This is a genomic window from Ramlibacter sp. PS4R-6 (genome assembly GCF_037572775.1).
GTDB lineage: Bacteria > Pseudomonadota > Gammaproteobacteria > Burkholderiales > Burkholderiaceae_C > Ramlibacter.
This window is the reverse complement of sequence record NZ_JBBHKA010000001.1, coordinates 3040774-3061122: the sequence shown is the minus strand read 5'-3', so window position 1 is coordinate 3061122 and position 20349 is coordinate 3040774. Positions and strand designations below refer to the sequence as shown.

23 protein-coding genes are annotated in these 20349 nt (G+C 69.0%); 9 read left to right on the top strand and 14 right to left on the bottom strand.

What is annotated here, in order from left to right; all coding sequences use genetic code 11:
• Positions 1–36: 36 nt before the first annotated feature.
• The 8 genes from WG903_RS15220 (at position 37) to rplI (ending at position 6434) form a co-directional block, all read left to right on the top strand.
• Positions 37–306, top strand: coding sequence for a DUF4212 domain-containing protein (locus tag WG903_RS15220; RefSeq protein WP_340076922.1), 270 nt, complete (start codon positions 37–39; stop codon positions 304–306).
• Positions 299–2395 (top strand): VC_2705 family sodium/solute symporter, encoded by a 2097-nt coding sequence (locus WG903_RS15215; RefSeq protein WP_340076920.1) that lies wholly within the window; start codon positions 299–301, stop codon positions 2393–2395. Before WG903_RS15220 ends, WG903_RS15215 begins: the two co-directional genes overlap by 8 nt.
• A 129-nt stretch (positions 2396–2524) precedes the next feature.
• Complete coding sequence (locus WG903_RS15210) at positions 2525–4225, top strand: MFS transporter (RefSeq protein ID WP_340076918.1); 1701 nt, start codon at positions 2525–2527, stop codon at positions 4223–4225.
• 179 nt (positions 4226–4404) lie between these two features.
• Positions 4405–4878: a hypothetical protein gene (locus WG903_RS15205; RefSeq protein WP_340076916.1), complete on the top strand. Its 474-nt coding sequence runs from the start codon at positions 4405–4407 to the stop codon at positions 4876–4878.
• A 115-nt stretch (positions 4879–4993) separates the two neighbouring features.
• Positions 4994–5362, top strand: a complete 369-nt coding sequence (rpsF, locus tag WG903_RS15200) for a 30S ribosomal protein S6 (protein WP_340076914.1) — start codon at positions 4994–4996, stop codon at positions 5360–5362.
• 24 nt (positions 5363–5386) lie between these two features.
• On the top strand, positions 5387–5677 hold the full coding sequence (priB, locus tag WG903_RS15195; RefSeq protein WP_340076912.1) for a primosomal replication protein N: 291 nt from the start codon (positions 5387–5389) through the stop codon (positions 5675–5677).
• Between the two features lie 12 nt (positions 5678–5689).
• Positions 5690–5971 carry a 30S ribosomal protein S18 gene (gene rpsR / locus WG903_RS15190; protein ID WP_048438842.1) on the top strand — a complete coding sequence of 94 codons (282 nt, stop codon included), beginning with the start codon at positions 5690–5692 and terminating at the stop codon, positions 5969–5971.
• A 10-nt stretch (positions 5972–5981) separates the two neighbouring features.
• A complete protein-coding gene (gene rplI, locus WG903_RS15185; protein WP_340076907.1) occupies positions 5982–6434 on the top strand; it encodes a 50S ribosomal protein L9 in 453 nt (150 codons plus the stop codon).
• Positions 6435–6477: 43 nt separating this feature from the next.
• Here rplI and WG903_RS15180 read toward each other — a convergent pair whose 3' ends face one another.
• Positions 6478–6993 (bottom strand): hypothetical protein, encoded by a 516-nt coding sequence (locus tag WG903_RS15180; RefSeq protein WP_340076904.1) that lies wholly within the window; start codon positions 6991–6993, stop codon positions 6478–6480.
• A 133-nt stretch (positions 6994–7126) separates the two neighbouring features.
• On the opposite strand from WG903_RS15180, the gene dnaB reads away from it, so the two are divergent.
• Complete coding sequence (dnaB, locus tag WG903_RS15175; RefSeq protein WP_340076901.1) at positions 7127–8533, top strand: replicative DNA helicase; 1407 nt, start codon at positions 7127–7129, stop codon at positions 8531–8533.
• Here dnaB and WG903_RS15170 read toward each other — a convergent pair whose 3' ends face one another.
• The 13 genes from WG903_RS15170 to WG903_RS15110 all read right to left on the bottom strand — a co-directional run bounded on the left by WG903_RS15170 (position 8534) and on the right by WG903_RS15110 (position 20329).
• A complete protein-coding gene (locus tag WG903_RS15170) occupies positions 8534–8953 on the bottom strand; it encodes a universal stress protein (RefSeq protein ID WP_340076899.1) in 420 nt (139 codons plus the stop codon). It abuts the gene before it with no gap.
• 80 nt (positions 8954–9033) lie between these two features.
• A complete protein-coding gene (locus tag WG903_RS15165; RefSeq protein ID WP_340076897.1) occupies positions 9034–10287 on the bottom strand; it encodes a biosynthetic peptidoglycan transglycosylase in 1254 nt (417 codons plus the stop codon).
• On the bottom strand, positions 10284–10826 hold the full coding sequence (locus WG903_RS15160; protein ID WP_340076894.1) for a hypothetical protein: 543 nt from the start codon (positions 10824–10826) through the stop codon (positions 10284–10286). Before WG903_RS15160 ends, WG903_RS15165 begins: the two co-directional genes overlap by 4 nt.
• Positions 10819–11658, bottom strand: coding sequence for an exosortase Q (gene xrtQ / locus WG903_RS15155; RefSeq protein WP_340076892.1), 840 nt, complete (start codon positions 11656–11658; stop codon positions 10819–10821). Before xrtQ ends, WG903_RS15160 begins: the two co-directional genes overlap by 8 nt.
• 10 nt (positions 11659–11668) lie before the next feature.
• Positions 11669–13702 (bottom strand): VIT and vWA domain-containing protein, encoded by a 2034-nt coding sequence (locus WG903_RS15150; RefSeq protein WP_445263605.1) that lies wholly within the window; start codon positions 13700–13702, stop codon positions 11669–11671.
• Between the two features lie 117 nt (positions 13703–13819).
• The gene (gene creC, locus WG903_RS15145) at positions 13820–15256 is read right to left on the bottom strand and encodes a two-component system sensor histidine kinase CreC (protein ID WP_340076887.1); all 1437 of its coding nucleotides are present in this window, start codon (positions 15254–15256) and stop codon (positions 13820–13822) included.
• Positions 15253–15966, bottom strand: a complete 714-nt coding sequence (gene creB / locus WG903_RS15140; protein ID WP_340076885.1) for a two-component system response regulator CreB — start codon at positions 15964–15966, stop codon at positions 15253–15255. The genes creC and creB overlap by 4 nt, the downstream gene beginning before the upstream one ends.
• A 21-nt stretch (positions 15967–15987) precedes the next feature.
• Positions 15988–16245, bottom strand: a complete 258-nt coding sequence (locus tag WG903_RS15135) for a DUF5985 family protein (protein WP_340076883.1) — start codon at positions 16243–16245, stop codon at positions 15988–15990.
• Positions 16242–16505, bottom strand: coding sequence for a DUF5985 family protein (locus tag WG903_RS15130; RefSeq protein WP_340076880.1), 264 nt, complete (start codon positions 16503–16505; stop codon positions 16242–16244). The genes WG903_RS15135 and WG903_RS15130 overlap by 4 nt, the downstream gene beginning before the upstream one ends.
• A gap of 2 nt (positions 16506–16507) precedes the next feature.
• Complete coding sequence (locus tag WG903_RS15125; protein ID WP_340076877.1) at positions 16508–16891, bottom strand: hypothetical protein; 384 nt, start codon at positions 16889–16891, stop codon at positions 16508–16510.
• Between the two features lie 33 nt (positions 16892–16924).
• Entirely contained in the window at positions 16925–17434 is a 510-nt protein-coding gene (locus WG903_RS15120) for a MarR family winged helix-turn-helix transcriptional regulator (protein ID WP_340076874.1), read from the bottom strand.
• A 30-nt stretch (positions 17435–17464) separates the two neighbouring features.
• On the bottom strand, positions 17465–19699 hold the full coding sequence (locus WG903_RS15115) for an alpha,alpha-trehalose-phosphate synthase (UDP-forming) (RefSeq protein ID WP_340076872.1): 2235 nt from the start codon (positions 19697–19699) through the stop codon (positions 17465–17467).
• Between the two features lie 186 nt (positions 19700–19885).
• Positions 19886–20329 (bottom strand): universal stress protein, encoded by a 444-nt coding sequence (locus WG903_RS15110; RefSeq protein ID WP_340076870.1) that lies wholly within the window; start codon positions 20327–20329, stop codon positions 19886–19888.
• Positions 20330–20349: the final 20 nt, after the last annotated feature.

Genomic DNA, 20349 nt, shown 5'->3' with positions numbered 1-20349 from the left:
CTGGACCGTGGCACCTCGACGGTGCATCATCGGCCCATGGGCGACCCGGAGGCACAGGAGCGGCACGACCCGCGCGTGCTCGCATTGAAGGCAGGCTTGCTCGCCGTCTGGGCGGCGGCGAGCTTCGGCATCTGCTTCTTCGCGCGCGACCTGCAGTTCCGCATCGGGCCCTGGCCGTTCGATTTCTGGATGGCCGCGCAAGGGACGGTCCTCGTCTTCATCGGCGTGATCGCGGTGTACGCGACCGTGATGAAGCGCCTCGCGCCGGGCGACAACGAACCGCCCGGCACGCCCAACGATGGCTGATTCCGCCGCCTACGCGGCCTACAAGCGGCGCCTGCACCGCATGGTGGCGACCTACGTCGCCGCGATGCTGGCGTTCATCGGCGTGATGGCCTGGGCCGAGGTGAACGGCCTGTCGCGCTTCTGGATCGGCCCGATCTTCATGTTCGCGTCGGTGATGATGTATGCGGGCGTGGGCATCTACGGCCGCACGTCGGACCCCGAGGAGTACTACGTGGCGGGGCGCCGCATCCCCGCCATGTACAACGGCATGGCGGCAGCGGCCGACTGGATGAGCGCCGCGTCGTTCATCAGCATGGCCGGCGGCCTGTACCTGCAAGGCTTCGGCGGGACCGAACAGGCCGCGGGCGGGCTCGCCTACGTGATGGGCTGGACGGGCGGGTTCTGCCTGGTCGCATTGCTGATCGCGCCGCACCTGCGCCGGCTCAACCTCTATACGGTGCCCGACTACTTCGGCAAGCGCTATGGCGGCCGCTGGCCGCGCGTGATCGCGGCGCTGTCGGCCATGCTGTGCTCGTTCACCTACGTCATCGCGCAGATCTACGGCATCGGCCTCATCGCCTCGCGCCTGACGGGCGTGCAGTTCGAGATCGGCATCCTGCTCGGCCTCGGTGGCGTGCTCCTGTGCTCCTTCCTCGGCGGCATGCGCGCGATCACGTGGACGCAGGTGGCGCAGTACATGATCATGCTGCTGGCCTTCCTGATCCCCGTGTCGTGGCTGGCGTACAAGCAGCTGGGCAACCCCGCCGCCCCGCTGGTGTACGGCCTGCAACTGGAGAAGATCGCGCAGCTGGAGGACAAGCTCGCGCAGGACCCGAAGGAGCGCGAGGTCGCCGCCATCTTCGCGCGGCGGGCGCAGGAATACGAGGCGCGCCTCGCCGACATCGAAGGAGCCCTGCAGCGCGAGCGCGCCCAGGCGCAGGCGCGCGTGCGGCAGCTGAAGGCGCAGGGTGCGGACTCCGCGCTGATCGTGCAGGCCAACCGCGAGCTGGCGGCGGTGCCCAAGGACGCGGCGCAGGCGCGCGAGCGCTGGACCAAGGCGATGCAGGAAGCGCAGGACCGCGCCAAGCCGCTCGGCGGCCTGCCGCGCCACAGCCTGCCCTTCGCGGGCGACCCGGACGGCACGGCGGAGGAGCGCGAGGCCTTCAGCACCTCGCGCCGAAACTTCCTCGCGCTGATGTTCTGCCTGATGGTGGGCACCGCGGGCCTGCCGCACCTGCTCACACGCTACTACACCACGCCGACGGTGGCCGAGGCGCGCTCGTCGGTGGCGTGGTCGATCTTCTTCATCGCGCTCGTGTACCTGGCAGCGCCGGCGCTCGCCGTGCTGGTGAAGTTCGAGGTGATGAACAACCTGGTGGGCAGCAGCATCGATGCGCTGCCGGCGTGGATCGCGCAATGGGCCAAGGTCGATTCGTCGCTGATCTCGGTGGCCGACGTCAACGGCGACCGCATCCTGCAGTGGGGCGAGATCCGCATCGGCGCCGACATGATCATGCTGGCCACGCCCGAGCTCGGCGGGCTGCCGTACGTCGTGTCGGGGCTCGTCGCCGCCGGCGGACTGGCCGCGGCGCTGTCCACCGCCGACGGGCTGCTGCTCACGATCAGCAACGCGATGGTGCGCGACATCTACTCGCACGAGGTCAACCGCAACGTCACGCCCGAGCAGCGCGTGATCCTGTCGAAGTTCGCGCTGCTCGCGGTGGCGCTCGTCGCCGCGTTCGTCGCATCCATCAAGCCGGCGGAGATCCTGCCGCTCGTTTCCGCGTCGTTCTCGCTCGCGGCGTCGGCGTTCGTCCCGGCGATGGTGCTGGGCATCTTCTGGCCGCGCGCCAACCGGCGCGGGGCGGTCGCGGGCATGCTCGCGGGCCTGGGCATCACCGTCTGCTACATGACGATGAACGCGCAGGCCTTCCGCGCGTTCTGGGGCATGGCGCCGGGGCAGGACCTGTGGTTCGGCATTCTGCCCGTGTCGGCCGGCGTGTTCGGCGTGCCCCTCGGGTTCGCGGTCGCGATCGCCGTGAGCCTGCTCACGCGGCCCATCGCCGCGCCTGAACCGCAACTTACGGATCCGCGCGCATCCGCGCGCTGAGCGCACACGCGCTTATCAGGGCTTTCCCTGAGTTCGGCAGTGGATGCGCAACACACCGCCGCCGAGTCAGCGTGATGTCAGAAGAGCTTCCAACACTGCGTCCACTTCATTCACGAAGGAGACGACTTCATGGCTACGGCTTCCACCACCACGGCACGCGCGGGTACCGCCGCCGCGCCGATGTCCAGAGAGGAGAAGAAGGTCATCTTCGCCTCCTCGCTGGGCACGGTCTTCGAGTGGTACGACTTCTACCTGTACGGATCGCTCGCCGCGATCATCGGGGCCCAGTTCTTCTCGGGCCTCGATCCCACGTCCGCCTACATCTTCGCGCTGCTCGCGTTCGCCGCCGGTTTCCTGGTGCGTCCGTTCGGCGCGATCGTGTTCGGCCGGCTGGGCGACATGATCGGGCGCAAGTACACGTTCCTGATCACCATCCTGATCATGGGCGCGTCGACCTTCGTCGTCGGCATCCTGCCTGCCTACAAGTCCATCGGCGTCGCGGCCCCGATCATCCTGATCGCGCTGCGCCTGCTGCAGGGCCTGGCGCTCGGCGGTGAGTACGGCGGCGCCGCGACCTACGTCGCGGAGCACGCCCCGCACGGCAAGCGCGGTGCGTACACGTCGTGGATCCAGACGACGGCCACCCTGGGCCTGTTCCTGTCGCTGCTGATCATCCTCGGCGTGCGCGAGAGCATGGGCACCAAGGACTTCGCCGACTGGGGCTGGCGCATCCCGTTCCTGGTCTCGATCCTGCTGCTGGCCATCTCGGTGTGGATCCGCCTGTCGCTCAACGAGTCGCCGGCGTTCCAGAAGATGAAGGCCGAAGGCCGCACGTCGAAGGCGCCGCTGTCCGAGTCCTTCGGCCAGTGGAAGAACCTGAAGATCGTCATCCTGGCGCTGCTGGGCCTGACGGCCGGCCAGGCGGTGGTCTGGTACACGGGGCAGTTCTACGCGCTGTTCTTCATGACCACGATCGCCAAGGTCGACGTGACGACGGCCAACCTGCTGATCGCCGCGTCGCTGCTGATCGGCACGCCTTTCTTCATCGTGTTCGGTTCGCTCTCGGACAAGATCGGCCGCAAGCCCATCATCATGGCCGGCTGCCTGATCGCCGCGGTGACCTACTTCAAGGTCTTCCCGATGATCCTCGAGTACGCGAACCCCGCGCTCGTGGCCGCCCAGCAGAAGACCAAGGTGACCGTCACCGCCGACCAGTCCACCTGCTCGTTCCAGGGCAGCCCGATCGCGCGTGAGATCGACTTCCTGTCCTCGTGCGACATCGCCAAGCGCGCCCTCACGGTCTCGTACATCCCGTACGTGAACGTGGCCGGTCCCGCCGGCTCCCCGGCGACCGTGACGATGGGCGACAAGGTGCTCACCGCCCCGCAGGGCGCGCTGAACGCCGAGCGCCACGGCTTCTCCGCCGAGGCCGGCAAGGCCATCGGCGAGTTCAAGAAGTCGGTTGCCGACACGGCCAAGGCCGCGGGCCTGACCCAGCCTGCCGACAAGGACAAGATGAACAAGGGCATGGTGCTCCTGCTCCTCGTGTTCCTCGTGGTCCTGGTGACGATGGTGTACGGCCCGATCGCCGCGATGCTGGTCGAGCTGTTCCCCACGCGCATCCGCTACACCTCGATGAGCCTGCCGTACCACATCGGCAACGGCTGGTTCGGCGGCCTGCTGCCGACCACGGCCTTCGCGATGGTGGCCGCCACGGGCGACATCTTCTACGGGCTGTGGTACCCGGTGATCGTGGCTGCCGGCACCTTCGTCATCGGCATGCTGTTCATCCGCGAAACCAAGGACGTGGACATCTACGCCCGCGACTAAGGTTCTCGCCAACCCCACGAAAGGCCCGCTTCGCGGGCCTTTTCTTTTGTGCCTTTGCGACAGGGTTTGCCCCCAGACCGACCTGATTGCCCCAACTTTGGGCTAAATTAGGACAACGGACCCGGCGGCCACGCGATCGCCGGGCAAGGAAGGCGGGGACGAGAGCCAGCGAGGAGACCATGCTGATCGTCAAGACCGAATTGGGCCACCGGGTGATGAAGGACCGGTCCGTGGCACTGACCCCCCGGCAACGCGCGGCGTTCATCCTCTTCGACGGCAAACGCACGCTCGACCAGGTGATGAACGCCACGAAGCCGGTGGGCGTGACCAAGGAGGACGTGGACAAGCTCTTCGAGCTGGGCCTCGTCGAGGACGCGACGACCGAGCAGGGCGCCGCCCAGGAAGCCGCCGAAAAGGCCCAGGCCGAGGCGGTCGAGCACCACAAGCACCGCACGCCGCAGGAGCGCTATGCCGAGGCCTACCCCATTGCCACGGCGCTCACGGCCCAGCTGGGGCTAAGGGGGTTCCGCCTGAACCTGGCGGTTGAGGCCGCCTCGAACTTCGAGGAGCTCCAGGCCGTGGCCCCCAAGATCAAGGACGCCGTCGGGCCGGAAAAATTCCGCGCCCTCGACAAGGCCCTGAACGACCACTGAGCCGCTGCCGCGCTCCCGGCCGGCAGCCCAACCGCCCGCCAGCTATAATGGCGGGCTTTCCCCTTGCCGCACCCCGAATAGACGCCGGGGGCGGCTCAATCCACAAGGAGCTCAAATGCGTCATTACGAGATCGTTCTCCTGATCCACCCGGACCAGAGCGAACAGGTTCCGGCCATGCTGGAACGCTACAAGGGCATGATCACCGCCGGCGGCGGCAAGGTGCATCGTGTCGAGGACTGGGGCCGCCGCCAGCTGGCCTACCAGATCAACAAGCTCGCGAAGGCGCACTACCTGTGCCTGAACATCGAAGCGGGCCAGGACGTGATGAACGAACTGGAGCATGCCTTCCGCTTCAACGACGCCGTGCTGCGCCACCTGACCGTGGTGCGCAAGAAGGCCGACACCGGCCCGTCGTCGATGATGAAGACGGTCGAGCGCGAAGAGGCCCGCAAGGCCCAGCAAGCGGAGTCGTACCAGTCGTAAGCGGCTCGCGCTGCTGAAGGACAGGTGAACCAGCTAGCCCTGACGGCCCGCATCTCCGAAATCTCGGCGCTGCGGCACACACCGGCCGGCATTCCCGCGATCGACCTGCTGCTCGAACACGAATCCGAGCAGCACGAGGCGGGACAGCCCCGGCAGGTGAAGGTGGCGGTCAAGGCGGTGGCATTCGGCGCAACGGCCGAAGCCCTGAAGGCCCGGCAGATGGGCAGCCAGTGGCGGTTCAGCGGTTTCCTGGCGGCGGCGCGTGGCGGCAAGCACCCGGTGCTCCACATCCAGTCATTCGTTCCAGATTCTTAAAGAGGCACACACATGGCCACGTTCAAGAAATTCAACAAGGACAAGCGTCCGAAGCGCAACACGCAGTCGCTGCTGTTCAAGCGCAAGCGCTTCTGCCGCTTCACCGTCGCCGGCGTCGAGGAAATCGACTACAAGGACGTCGACACCCTGCGCGACTTCATCGCGGAAAACGGCAAGATCATCCCCGCGCGCCTGACCGGCACGCGCGCGATCTACCAGCGCCAGCTGAACACGGCCATCAAGCGCGCGCGCTTCCTGGCCCTGGTGCCGTACAGCGACCAGCACCGCATCTAAGGAGAACACCATGCAAGTCATCCTCCTGGACAAGGTCGTGAACCTCGGCAACCTCGGCGAGATCGTCAAGGTCAAGGACGGCTACGCCCGCAACTTCCTGATCCCGCAGGGCCGTGCCCGCCGCGCGACCGAAGAAGCCAAGGCCGAATTCGAAGCCAAGCGCGCCGAGCTCGAGAAGGCCGCGGCCGCCAAGCTGGCCGAATCGCAGACCCAAGGCGAGAAGCTCGCCGGCACCACGGTGAAGCTCACGCAGAAGGCCGGCGTGGACGGCCGCCTGTTCGGCTCGGTCACCAACTTCGACATCGCCGAAGAGCTCAACAAGCAGGGCTACAAGGTCGTCAAGGCGCAGGTGCGCATGCCCAACGGCCCGATCAAGCATGTGGGCGAGAGCTCGGTGCAGGTCGCGCTGCACACGGACGTGGTCGTGGACATCAACGTGCACGTCTACGGCGAAACGGCCTAAGCCATTCCGCCTTCAGGAAAGGCCGCCCTAGGGGCGGCCTTTTTCATTCCTGTTCGACGACGTCGATCGGCTGCGTGCTGAGGAATGAGGCGGCGGCCGCGGGCGTGACGCCGCGCTCCGCGGCACAGAGCCGATGCAGTTCCCCGAGCAGCTCCTTCTGCTCGGTGGCGACCGCCTCGAGCTCGGTGATCGTGAAGCTTCGCGCGGGCGGCGGGGGCAAGCCGGGCTGGCCCAGAGCCAGGACGACGTTGCGCCGCGGATCGGGCAGCCAGCGCGCGGTGCGCAGCGCCTGCGCGAACGGCTCCAGGTGGCGGGTGCGCACGATCCAGCGCACGAAATCCGCGCGCAAGGTCTTGTCGGCGAGGGAATCGGCGAAAACCAACAGCCTCTCCAGCGGCGGCAGGTCGCGCGGGGCGGGCAGGGCGGCGACGTACAGCTGCACCGCCAGGTCCAGCCGCGAGCGGCCGATCAGCAGCTGGCCCAAGGCCACTGCGGCATCGACGTCGAGCGGGGCGCGCAGGGAAGAAAGTTCGAGGGTGCTGGTTTCGCCATAGGACATGCGAGGCACTCTAAGTGACTTGTCCCGCGTTGGCCACAGCCCGTGCGCAACTTGTTCACGGGAACTCCACAGCGTTATCACTGGACATCCCTACAGTGCCTGCCTACGATACCGGATTGAAGAAGGGTCCCCCATGTCCGCCGTGTTGACTCCCGTCGACGACAGCCCCCCGCGCGACCGGCAGGTCGCGCAGCTGCGCATCCCGCCGCATTCCATCGAGGCCGAATCGTCGGTGCTCGGCGGCCTGTTGCTGGACAACGGCGCCTGGGACCGCGTGGGCGACCTGCTCACCGACGGCGATTTCTACCGCTACGAGCACCGCCTGGTCTTCGGCGTCATCGGCGCGCTGGTCAATGCGACCAAGCCGGCGGACGTGATCACCGTCTACGAGCAGCTCCAGGCGCAGGGCAAGGCCGACGAGGTCGGCGGCCTTGCGTACCTCAATTCGCTGGCGCAGTACGTGCCGAGCGCGTCCAACATCCGCCGCTACGCGGAGATCGTGCGCGAGCGCTCCATCCTGCGCAAGCTGGTGGCCGCCAGCGACGAGATCGCCACCGCCGCCTTCAACACCCAGGGCAAGGCGGTCGACAAGATCCTCGACGAAGCCGAGCAGAAGATCTTCAACATCGGCGAGGAAGGCTCGCGGATGAAGCAGGGCTTCCAGGGCATGGACACGCTGGTCGTGCAGCTGCTGGACCGCGTGCAGGAGATGGCGGACAACCCGAACGACATCACGGGCGTGCCCACCGGCTTCTACGACCTGGACCGCATGACGTCCGGCCTGCAGGGGGGCGACCTGGTCATCCTGGCCGCGCGGCCCAGCATGGGGAAGACCTCGCTGGCGATCAACATCGCCGAGCACGTCGCGCTGCACGAGGGCCTGCCGGTTGCCGTGTTCTCGATGGAAATGGGCGCGAGCCAGCTCGCGATCCGCATCGTCGGCTCCATCGGCCGCATCGACCAGACGCACCTGCGCACCGGCAAGCTGGCCGACGACGAATGGCCGCGCCTGACGGAGGCCATCGAGAAGCTGCGCAACGTCTCGCTGCACATCGACGAGACGCCCGGCCTCACCGTGAGCGAGCTGCGCGCCAACGCGCGGCGCCTGGCGCGCCAGTGCGGCGGCAAGTTGGGGCTGATCGTCGTGGACTACATCCAGCTCATGAGCGTCTCGTCCGGCATGAGCGACGAGAACCGCGCCACGGCCATCGGCGAAATCTCGCGCGGCCTGAAGATGCTCGCGAAGGAACTCGGCTGCCCGGTGATCGCGCTCTCGCAGCTGTCGCGCGGGGTGGAGTCGCGCACCGACAAGCGCCCGATGATGAGCGACCTGCGCGAGTCGGGCGCCATCGAGCAGGACGCCGACGTGATCATGTTCATCTACCGCGACGACTACTACAACAAGGACTCCAAGGAGGCCGGCGTCTCGGAGCTGATCATCAGCAAGCAGCGCAACGGGCCCACGGGAACCGTGAAGATGGCCTTCATCAAGAACCTCACGAAGTTCGAGAGCCTGGCCTCGGGCTCCGGCGACTTCTGATCACTTCACCAGCAGCACCGGCACCTTCGACTGCGTGACCACCTTCTGGGCCACGCTGCCCATGAAGGCGCGGCCGATGGCGCCGTAGCCGTGCGTGCCCATCACGATCATCTGAGCCTTGGCCTTCTGCGCGGCGGCGACGATCTCGTCGCTGGCGTGGCCCACGACCCACTGGGTCTTGTAGGCGATCTCGTGCCGGTCGAGGAAGCGCGCGATCGGGTCCAGCACCTTGTGGGCCTCGTCGCGGTGCCAGGCCGCCACGACGCCCGCCCCGGCGAGCGTCTTCACACGGGGCGGCACGGGCGGCTGCACGTTGATCACCAGCAGTTCGCAGCCGGCGCACAAGCCTTCCTGGTTGACCAGGAAGGCCAGGGCCTTCTTCGTGAACGGGCTGCCGTCGGCGGCGAGGATCATCTTCATCTTCTGCTCCAGGGTCGGGATGCGATGGGGACAGTCTGCGCCGCGGCAAGGGAGGGCCGCTTGACGAGCGTCAAGCGCCGTCACTTCGCCATCGCCGGCTGCGACCACCAGGGCTTCCAGTCCATGAGCGGGATGTCCTCCGCGATTTCGAGGCGCCGCGGCCGCGGCACGCCGCGCATGCCGAGCAGCACCCACTGCGCACGCGACGTGTCGATGGTGCCGCGGTCGGCCCAGCGCTTCGCTTCCATGTCGGGGTTGTGCAGCATCGCGGCCAGCCACGCGGCCTGCGTCATCTTCAGCTCGTGGGCGCGCACGCCGAAGTAGTGCAGCGACGCCGCTTCGGCGCCGCACTGGCCTTCGCCCCAGGGCGCGTTGTCCAGGTACAGGTGCAGGATGCGCGCCTTGCCCAGCGTCTGCTCCATCTCCACCGCATACAGGAGTTCGCGCAGCTTGCGCACGGGCTTGCGCTCGCCGCCTGTGACCAGCAGCCGCGCGGCCTGCTGCGACAGCGTGCTGGCGCCGCGCGCGATGCGCTGGCGCTCCTGGTTCAGCGTGAACGACTCGGCCACCTCGACGATGTCGTAGCCCGGGTGGTCCCAGAAACGCTGGTCCTCCGCCGCGATGACGGCGCGCGACAGCCACGATTCGGGGGTGAGGCGGCTCGCGCGGCGCGAGCAGGCGGTGCGCGCGCCCGCCAGCGCCTCGGTGCCCAGGCCGCCCACCGCGAAGCCGTCGACGCGCGGCTGCACGGTCCATGCGCCGTCGGGCAGGACGAGTTCCGCGCGCAGGGTGAACACGCCTTCGATGCGCGCGCGCTGCAGCTCGGGAATCTCGGCGGCGAACAGCGCGTAGCCATCCGCGATGGGCGTCGCGGGCACCTCCAGGCGCACGCGGATGCGGTCGCGCAACATCGTGCCGCGCCACTCGCCGCGCACGCGCCCGGCTTGCACGCTGCCCCAGAGCGACTCGCCGAGCCGGTGCACGGCCACGTCGACTTCGGCCAGCCGCAGCGGCTCGTCGCCCAGTGCCGGCGACTGCAGCTCGCACGGCGCGCAGCGCACGTGCAGCACGCCTTCGCGCGCCCAGCCGAAATGCAGCGAACCGTGGCGCGTGGAGAAGCGGCGTCCCGCCAGCAGCGGGCCACCCCAGGCCGAGGTGGCCAGGCGCAACATGGACGGCACGCCGGCCTGGATCGTGAGGGGCCCGAGGGCCAGCGGCACGCTCCATTCGCCCGGCAGCGGCGCGAGCGTGGCGCGCAGCGCGAAGAATGCGCCGGTCGCCGCCAGCAGCAGCGTGACGGCCACCGTGGATACGACGATGAGGAAGGTTTTCACAGCGGCCCCGCGACGGTGACGGCCTGCCACGGCCCTTGCGATTGGCCGAGCAGCGCGGCCCAATACCACGACGACGCATCGGTGAAGGCTTGGCCCCGCGCATCGACGATGCGTTCGCACACCCTGAGGCCGTCGCCGCCGCGCCGCGCGTCGAAGCAGCGCCACAGCAGCTGCTCGTCGTCCAGCTGCAGCCGCACATGCTCGATGCGCCAGCCGACGCCGCGATAGCAATCCGCCGCGGGATGCAGCATGCGAGTCGGCTGCACGACGGTGCGCAGCACCAGCATGTTCTCACCGTCGGTCATGCGCGCGATGCGGCCGGGGAAGTGGCGCGCGAAACGCTGCTCGACCTCCGTGAGGACGAGCGGCCGCAGCCGCCTGCCATCCCATTGCGACGGCAGTTCGACGGCGGGCTGCGGGCGGGCCACCGCGCGCGCAGGCGCCAGCGCCTGGACGGCGGCGATCGCGAGGCACAGCGGCACGGCCGCCGCGCAGGCGCACTTCCAGAGCACGCGCGCGAGGAAGGTGTTGTCAAACATGGCGCTCTCCTTCGTCGGCCATGACCCAGGCGATGGCGCCGCACACGAGTGCGAGCACGCCCAGGCCGATGGCGTCGTGCACGGCGGCGGAAGCGCCACCCGTGGCCTCCAGGCTCACCAGCACCGTGTTGCGCACGACGTTGCCCGCCAGCACCAGCACGCTCACGGCCGGCAGGCGCGCCAGGAACGAGCCGCTGGAGCGGAAGGTCCACAGCGCCGTCATGCAGGCCGTGAAGTAGCCGAGCCACAGCATCTGCACGCCGGAACAAGGCGCATCCACCATGACCAGCCGCCCGTCGACCAGCAGCGCCGTGCCCATGCGTTCGATCGCGAAGAAGGGCGCGAGCAGCCAGCGGCTCGCTTCGGCCGTCAGCGCGCGCAGCGGGTAGCCCGCGTAGAACTGCAGCGACGCGATCCACGGCAGCGACAGCAGCGCCAGGCCGATCACCGGCGCGGCGGCGACCAGTGCGGGAAGGAAGGCCGCGAGCACGCAGCCGAGTGCGGCCAGCGCGACGAGCGACGTGGCCAGCGGCGGCAGCGCGCCGGCCAGCATCGCGGAGAGCAGCGCACAACCCGTGGCCAGCGCGAGCCAGCCTAGCCGCGGCGCGACCCGCAGCCGGCCGCGATGCCGCCACAGCACGAGCGCGAGCGCGGCGATGGCGAGAAGCCCGAGCGGGTCGTCCGAGCCGTCGGCCAGCCGCCGCGCCATCCAGACCCAGGTGGGCAGCAAGGCCAGCGTGATGCAGGCGATCCAGAGCAGGGCCGGCGCGCGGTCGATGCGGATGCTCCACTCGAGCACGCGCGGCAGCGTGTACAGGCGCGATGAGTTCATGGTCGCTCCTTTACGCGGTGAACCGCCCGGCGCGCTGGCGGCGCAGGCGGCGCGCCAGCATGGCGAGGACGGACAGGGTGACCAGGATCGCGCCCCAGGTCGCCGGCTCCGGCGTGCCGGGAACGGTGGCGCCGACGGCGAGGTTGCTCACGCCCTGCGGCATGGGAGAGGGCTGGTCCACGCCCACCGCGTCGGAAGGAACGGGGTTGCGAACGACCTTGTCGACCGCGAGGAAGCTCGTGTACTGCGTGAGCAGGCCGTAGCGCAGGCCCAGTTGCGTGATCTCGGCGCGCTGGCGGTCGCCACCTTCCTGCGCTTCCTGGTCCGACAGCGACTGGATGCGGTGGCGGGCCCACAGGTGGCGCAGGGCGGCGGTGTCCCGCGACGTATTGCCTTCCACCGCGATCGACTGGCGGTACGGGCCGTCGGCGGCGCGGCCTTCGATCACCACCTGTCCCTGCGGCTCGCCCTTCCACTTGCCGAAGACGATCACCGGGCGCTCGCCCATCACGTCGGGCAGCTGCGGCGGCTCGACGTCGTAGACCTGCAGGCCCTCGAAGCGCGCCTTGACGCTGGTGAGCACGGGCGCCTCGATCATGCGGCGGAAGCGCTGCGCCTGGGCGCGGGCTTCGGAGGGCTTCGTGACGATGAAGGGCTCGCCCATGCCGGCGCGGGCGATGCCTTCCATCAGGTGGCGGTTGACCGAGCCGCCGATGCCGAAGGCGAACACGTTGGCTTCGGACAGGTGCTGGCGCACCATCTGGAAGACCTCGCGCTCGACCGACACGTAGCCGTCGGTGACGACGACGATGGTGCGGGCCACGTCGGGCGAGGCCTTGGGCTCCGCATAGACGCGGCGGAAGGCGGGGACGATCTCGGTGCTGCCGCCGCCGCCCTGTTCGTTGATCGTGCGGATCGCGCGCTCGATGTTGGCGGGCGTCGCGGGCACGGAGCGGGGCGCCAGGAAGCGGTTGCTGCCTTCGAACAGCAGCACGTTGAAGGTGTCGCTGGGGCGCAGGCCGCCGATCAGCTCGCGCAGCAGGGCCTTGGCCGTGTCCAGCGGGAAGCCGTGCATCGAACCCGAGATGTCGACGACGAAGATGTACTCGCGCGGGTTGATCGCGGCCGTCGCCACGTGCTGCGGTGGCTCGACCATCGCCACGAAGAAGTTCTCGCCGTCGCCGCGGTAGAGCATCACGCCCGACTCGACGCGGTCGCCGGCCAGCCGGTACTGCAGGATGTAGTCGCGGTTGTTGGCGGCGCCGCCGCCCGCGGCCAGCGCGATGCCGGCGTGCCTGTCGTCCTTCTCCGTGACTTCCACCGTGTGGCTCGTCGAGCGCACTTCCTTGATGCCGATGGGGCTGGCGATGTCGACGTGGATGTCGAAGGCGGACGGCGTGGCCTGCCCCGCGGGCAGGTAGGGCTGCGACAGCCACTTCGCCTGCGCGTCGGCGGATTGCGGGCTGTTGTAGCGCGGGCCGACCACCGTCGGGAACACGAACTCGTACGTGCCCGACTGCGGCACCAGCAGCTCGGTGTAGCGCAGCTCCACGCGCACGTCGTCGCCGGGCATGATGTTGGCGACGTTCATCTGGAACACGTTGGGGCGGTGTTGCTCCAGCAGCGCGGCGGTCTTGCCCTCGGTCTTCGCCTTCTGGTATTCCACGCGCGCCTGCTGCTTCTCGCGGATCTGCGCGGTGACCAGGCGGTCGGCCAGGCGCACGTTCATGCCGTACACCGCGGCGCGCGTGGAGCCCGGGAAGACGTAGCGCGCCTCGATCGCGCGCGTGCCTTCGTTGCGGTACTGCTGCGTGACGGTGACGTCGGCGATGACGCCGCTGATGCGCACGTCCACGCGTGTCGCCTTCAGCGGCAGCTGGTCGACCGAGGGGTCGTCGCTCTTGACGAAGAAGTAGGGGCTCTCGGTCTTCAGGCGCGGCTCAGGCTCCTGCGCACGGGCGGGCCCGGCGGCGATGAGTCCCGCGGCGGCGCAGCCCAGCGTGGCGGAGGCGAGCCAGCGCCACAGCCCGCCCTTCGAGTTCATTCGGATGTCCATGGAAGTTACCCCCGGCGTGCGACAGTGCACGGGGGGAAGCTTCGAGCGGGGGCGAGAACGGCGTCGGAAGCCTGCGAGGAGGCTGCGTGAAGTCCGTGTGAAGTCTCAGGCGGGCGCGAGCGGCAGGGTGAGCGTCGCGACGGCGCCGCCGCCTTCGGCATTGGCCAGATCGATGCGGCCGTGGTGCAGCGACGCGATCTCCCGCACGAAGGAAAGCCCCAGGCCCGTGCTCTTCTTGCGCGAGTGCGGCCGGGCGAGCGAATAGAACTTCTCGAACACCTTGTCCACCGCGTACTCGGGGATGCCGGGGCCGCGGTCGCGCACCTGCACGACGGCCTTGCGGCCCTGGCGCGCGAGCGTGACCGTCACTTCGCCGCCCGAGGGCGAGAAGTCGATGGCGTTGTCGAGCAGGTTGCTGAATGCGCGCCGCACCAGGAACGCGTCGCCTTCGACGCTGGCTTCGTCCCCCGCTTCCAGGCGGACCGTCACGTCGCGCTGCGCGCCCGCATCGCCGGCGGCGGCCACGGCCTCCTCGAGCAGCGGGTTGAGCGGCACGGTGGCCACGTGCTCCAGCGCCCGCCGCGTCTCCAGGGCCGTCAGCTCCATCATGCGGTCCACCATCTCCTGGATGCGCCCGGCCTCGCGCATGATGTTCGCGAGGAATTTCTGGCGCTCCCCGGGCGGCATGCCCGCCTCCTGCAGCAGTTCCGCCGCGCCGCGGATGGCCGAGAGCGGGCTCTTGACCTCGTGCGTCAGGGTCTGCACGTAATCGGCGACGTAGTTGCGCCCGGCCAGCGCGTCGCGCATCTCCTCGTAGGCGGCGCCGATCACGCCGAGCGCGCGGCGCCCCATCCCCGGCAGGCTGATGCGCGGCTGGGCGCGCACGTAGCGCACGTAGTCGGCGATCAGCCCGAAGGGCCGCACCAGCCACACCGACATGATGAACGCCAGCACCAGCACGGCGATGGCGGAGAAGACGCCCACGTAGATGGTCTTGCGGCGCGCGTCTTCGACGAACTGGCCGAAGCTCTGAACGGGCTTGCCGACCGACACCGCGCCGACGATGCGTTCCTGCCAGCGCACGGGCGCGCTCACGTACATCACCGCCGTCGCCGGGTCGCCCTCGACGTCCAGCGTGCTGCGTGCGCCGTATTCGCCGCGCAGCGCCAGCGCGACGTCGCGCCAGCGCGAGTAGTCGCTGCCCGTGGCGCGGCCCAGCGAGTCGTACAGCACGCGCCCCGTGCCGTCCGTCACCGCCACCCGCACCTCCACGCGCCGCTTGGTCACGCTGAAGATCTTCGCCTCGAACTTGCGCGCATACAGGCTGCGAAAGAGCGGGTCGAGCCGCGCGACGTCGATCGCGCCGTCGCGCACGTCCTGCTCCACGAGGGCGGCGACGAGCTGCGAGGTTTCCACCAGCGACTCCTCGGCCGACTCGCGGTAGCGCGGGTCCAGGTCCGCCAGCACGCGGTACAGGAGGAAGGCGGTGCCCGCCGCGTAGATCAGCAGGACGGCGATGAAGATGCGGTTGCGCTTGCTCACGCCGCCGGCAGGTCCTCGCTCAGCGCGTAGCCGGTGCCGCGCAGCGTGCGGATGGGGTCCAGCTGCGGCCGCACGGCCTTCAGCTTGGCGCGCAGGGTCTTGATGTGCGCGTCCACCGTGCGGTCGAAGCTGTCGCTGTCGTCGTCCCACACCTTGGCGAGCAGCTCGTCGCGCGTGAACACGCGGCCCGGCTTGGCCGCCAGCAGGCGCAGGATGCCGTATTCGTAGCGCGAGAGCTCCAGCGGCTGCCCGTAGTAGCGGATGCGGCGGCGCTCCTCGTCCACTTCCACCGGCAACGCGGCCGGCGCGGAGGGCGCGGCTGCGGGCTGGCGCGCCGAGCGGCGCAGGATGACGCGCACGCGCGCCACCAGCTCGCGCGGGGAGAAGGGCTTGGCGATGTAGTCGTCGGCGCCCAGCTCCAGGCCCACCACGCGGTCGATCTCGTCGCTGCGCGCCGTGAGGAACAGCATGGGCACCTCGCGCCCGCCGGGCAGCTCGTGCAGCTGCTTGAACAGCTCGAAGCCGTTCAGGTCGGGCAGGCCGACGTCGAGGATCGCGAGCGCCGGGGGTTCGCGGCGGAACTCCGTGATGGCCTGCTGCGCGGTCGCGCAGCACACGGGCGTGAAGCCGTCGGTCGCGAGCGAATACTGGATCGTGTCGGCGATTCCGGATTCGTCTTCCACGACGAGGATGCGCGGCTTGGCGGGCATGCGCGCATGGTAGCGCAGGGGCTAGCGGCGGTTCTTCTGCCAGATGGCGGCGATGATCAGCCCGTAAGCGACGACGCGCACGGCGTAGAAAGCCGGGTTGTTGTCGTCGAGTTGCAGGAAGGCCGACGCGCCGCGCGCCCCGCCTTCCAGCGCGAAGGACAGCGCGAAGAACACGAAGAAGCGGTCTCGCGTGGCGCGCCAGAAGCGCAGGAAGAAGAGCGCGATGACGAAACAGGCGACGCAGATTCCGCCGGTGAGGAAGACGGCGACGGGAGTCATTTCTCGTCCTCCCAAGCCAGCCCGAAGATGAGGAGCAGCAGGGCCGCGAGCGTGATCACGAGGCGCAGGGGCGTGAGGTCCACGTCTTCGCCCAGCACGAGCTTGTCGATGACCAGCAGCACGTTGCTCACGGTCAGGCCGGCGAAGCAGAGGGCGCTCCAGAAAAGCAGCGCGGCGCCGTTGGACCGCCAGCCCCGCCACAGCAGCGAGAAGCAGGCGAGCGCCGTCAGCGCACACATGAAATAAATGATGGCTCCCATGGTCACCCCTCCTTCCTGCGCAGCAGGAAGGCATCCGCGAATTGGTGCGCGCGGCGCTCCTGCCGCGAGTGGATGAGCTCGGTCACGTCCACCACGTTCTCGGAGTAGATGCCCGCGAGCTCGTCGATGGTCTGCGACAGGGCCGTCCCGGCATTCCAGCGCCAGGACTTGCCGTCGCCGGACGTGGAGGCCAGCCCGGCATCGACGAGCTGCGCCAGGAGCTCCTCACCCAGGGGCGGCGCCACGTAAAGGCGCCGCGCCAGCTCGGAGGGGCTCCAGCCTTCGTCGGGGTGCGCGCGCAGCAGCAACAGTGCTTCCAGGAAGGGCACGGAGCCCACGCTGGTGAGCACGAAGCGCCGGACGTCGTCGGGAATCGGCCTTCGCATGCGAGGCCCGATTGTATTTGCACGAATACGGTTTCAGGGCTGGCCCAGCGGTACTTTCGCGCCGCGGCGGTCAGCATCGAGCAAGGCGATAACGGCCTCGAGGTCCTCATCCAGGCGCATCAGCGTTTCGAGGTCCAGCTTCGAAAGCACCTCCGGCAGCACGCCCGTCACCGGGCCGGGGGCCTTGCGCAGCACGGCCAGGCCTGCACGCGTGATCCGGAGGCGAAGCGCGCGTCGGTCTTCCCTGGCGCGGCCGGCGACGACCATGCCTTTTTCGAGCAGCGGCTTGAGCAGGTTGCTGGCGGTGGACTGGTGGATGTCCATGGCCCGCGCCAGCTCGCTCACGCCCACGTCGGGCTGGGAGCGGATCACGCTGAGCGCCCAGACCTGCGCGCCCGCGACGCCGGCTTTCTTCTCGACCTCGCGGAAGTGGCCCTTGATCGTGTTGAATAGGAGCCGAAGCTTGCGCAGGACGTATGTAGCGGCCTCGGCGCGCGTGCTTGGCTTGCGTGACGAAACGGCGTGGGTACGGCGGGCCGGCATCAGCTCATCATAAGGGCGGCTGCCCGGGTTTCAGGCGGCCCGGTGGCGCTGCACGCGTTCGGCGATGCGTTCGCGCAACCGCCAGCGGGCGGCGTCGGACAGCATGCGACCGGCCCACCGGAAGACGTTGAACTCCCGCACGGTGGTCCTCAGGGCGGCCATCCGCTCCCGCTGTTCGCCCGGCGGCATCGAAAGGGCCCGCTCCAGGGCGTCCGCTGTTTCTTCCACGTGATAGGGATTCACGACCAGCGCTTCGGGCATCTCGCGGGCGGCTCCCGCGAAGCGGCTGAGGATGAGCACGCCCTGTTCGTCGTCCCGCGCCGCCACGAATTCCTTGCACACGAGGTTCATGCCGTCATGCAGGCTGGTCACCAGGCACGTGTCGCAGGCGCGGTAGAGCTCGTTCACCTGCGCATGCCCGTGGTGCTGCGCCAGCAGCCGCACGACGGGGCCGTCGGGCGTGCCGAACCGCTCGTTGATTCGCTGGGTGACCTGGCGGATGCGGTCCTGGAACGCGCGGTACTCGTCGAGCTCCGCGCGCGTCGGCGCGGCCACCTGGACGAAGGTGAACTTGCCCAGCCAATGCGGATGCTTTTCCAGCATGCGTTCGACGGCGTGGAGCCGCTCGAGGATGCCCTTCGTGTAGTCGAAGCGGTCCACGCCCACGGCGATGCGGTGGTGCGCCGGGATCGCGAGCCGCGCGCGCACGTTCTGCCGGCATTCCTGCACCGACGGCCAGCCTCGCTGCTCTTCCTCGGTCGGCCAGGCGATGGAGATGGGGTAGCTCTCGACGAAGGTGTCGCTGCCCTGGAACGAGATCGCCGAATGTTCGTGCTCGATGCGCGCCTCCAGGTAACGGTCCACCGTTTCCATGAAGTTCTTGCAGTGGAAGCGCGTGTGGAAGCCCAGGATCGTGCTGCCCAGAAGGCCCTGGAGGATCTCGCGCCGCCACGGGCAGATGCCGAAGGACTCCGGGTTGGGCCACGGGATGTGCCAGAAAGTGAGGATCGTCGCCCGCGGCAGTTTCTCGCGGACCATCGCGGGCAGCAGGGCGAAGTGGTAGTCCTGCACCAGCACGATCGGGTCGGGCCCGCGCGCTTCGGCGACGACTGCGTCCGCGAAGCGCTGGTTGATCGCGCGGTACTGCTGCCAGTCCGACTCGCGGAACACCGGCCGCACGTGCGCCACGTGGCACAAGGGCCACAGGCCCTCGTTCGCGAAGCCGTAGTAATAGCCTTGCTCCTCCTCGCGCGTGAGCCACAGGCGCCGCAGCAGGTACTCGGCGTGGCCCGGCGGAAGCGGCACGCGGTCGTGCGAGTCCACCGTATCGCGGTCGGCCGAGCCGCTGCCGTGCGCGATCCAGGTTCCCGAACACGCGCGCACCACCGGCTCCACGGCCGTGACGAGCCCGCTCGCGGGACGCTGCACGACGATTTCGCCGTTGGCGGCCTTCTGGTGGATGTAGGGCTCGCGATTGGAGACGACGATCACCTGGTCGCCGCTCAACTGCGAACGCAGCAGCGCCTGCAGGCGCGCGGGGTTCCAGTCGGCCTCGGGCCCTTGCGCGCGCCGGTATTCGTCCTCGAGGTCGCGCAGGCGCGAGCGCAATTCGGCGGCGAGCGGCGCCAGTTCGCGCGATGGCGAGCCGGGCAGCAGCAGCGCCTCGCCGCGGAGGATCGCGCGCGTGCCGGCCAGCCAGCCGCGCCAGCTCAGTTGCGCGACGATCACCGTCACCAGCGCGATCACGCCGCCCAGGCTCGCGATGAGGGCGATGAGGTACTGGCGCGTGTCCTTGCTGCGCCTTTCGATGAAGCTCAGGTCCTGCAGCAGCACCATCCGCCCGACGGGGCCGGACTCCGCCGTGACGTCGTAGACGCCGACGTGTACCGGCCCGCCTTCGATTCGCATGAGGTGGTCGGGCTCGGCCGCGATGCGGGCGGCGCCTTCGCAATCGAGTTGCTTCGGGAAGTTCGACGTCGACTGCAGCAGCTTCATCTCGCGCGTGCACACGCCGATGGCGACGAGGCGCTCGTCTTCGAGCGTGCGGTTGAGGATGGCGGTCAGCTTGCGGCCGCGCGGGTCGGGCACCGTCTCGGCGAGGGATTCGGCCAATGCACTGGCGACGAGGTTCCCCCGCAAGGTGAGGTCGCGCGAGAACCACCGCAGCGTGAGGCGGTCCATCAGCGGCACCGCCAGGTAGGCCGCCAGCCCCAGGATGAGCACCAGCGGCACCAGGAACCGCATCTGCAGGTACAGCGTGTTCATTCGCATTGGGACAAATATAAGTGCGGGCCGTTCCCGCCGCACCCAAAAAAAACGGCGCCCGCGAGGGCGCCGACGAAGTCAGACCTGATGAAGAAAGTCTCCCGGGGCCGCCGCACGGGTGCAGCGGCCCCATCCCCAATATATTCGCGCAAATGTGTTTCGCACCCCGGGAAATCCCGGGTGCCGTCACCGCAGGACGAGAACCGGGACGGTGCCGTGCGTCAGGACCTGCTGCGTCTCGCTGCCCAGCAGGACGCGCTTGAGCCCCTTCCGGCCGTGCGAGGCCATGACGACCAGGTCGCACTTGTTCTTCTTCGCCGCGCCCAGGATCGCGTCGGCCACGAGGTCCGAATGCACGATGGCGGGCCTGGCCTTGACGCCCTGCGCGCGGGCTTGGCCGACCACCGCGTCCAGCAGGTCCTGCGCCTTGTCGGCCCAGGCCTTCTCCGTGCGCTCGACGTCCTTCGGCGACAGGCCGACCGCGCCCTCGAAGTAACTCATGGGATAGCGCGGTACGACGTGCAAGGCCACGAGCTCGGCGCCGATGGCGCCGGCCAGGCCGATCGCGCCCTTCACGGCCTTCTTCGAAAGCGTCGAACCGTCGGTGGCGACGAGGATGCGTTGGTACATGGCAGGCTCCTTGGTGCTGG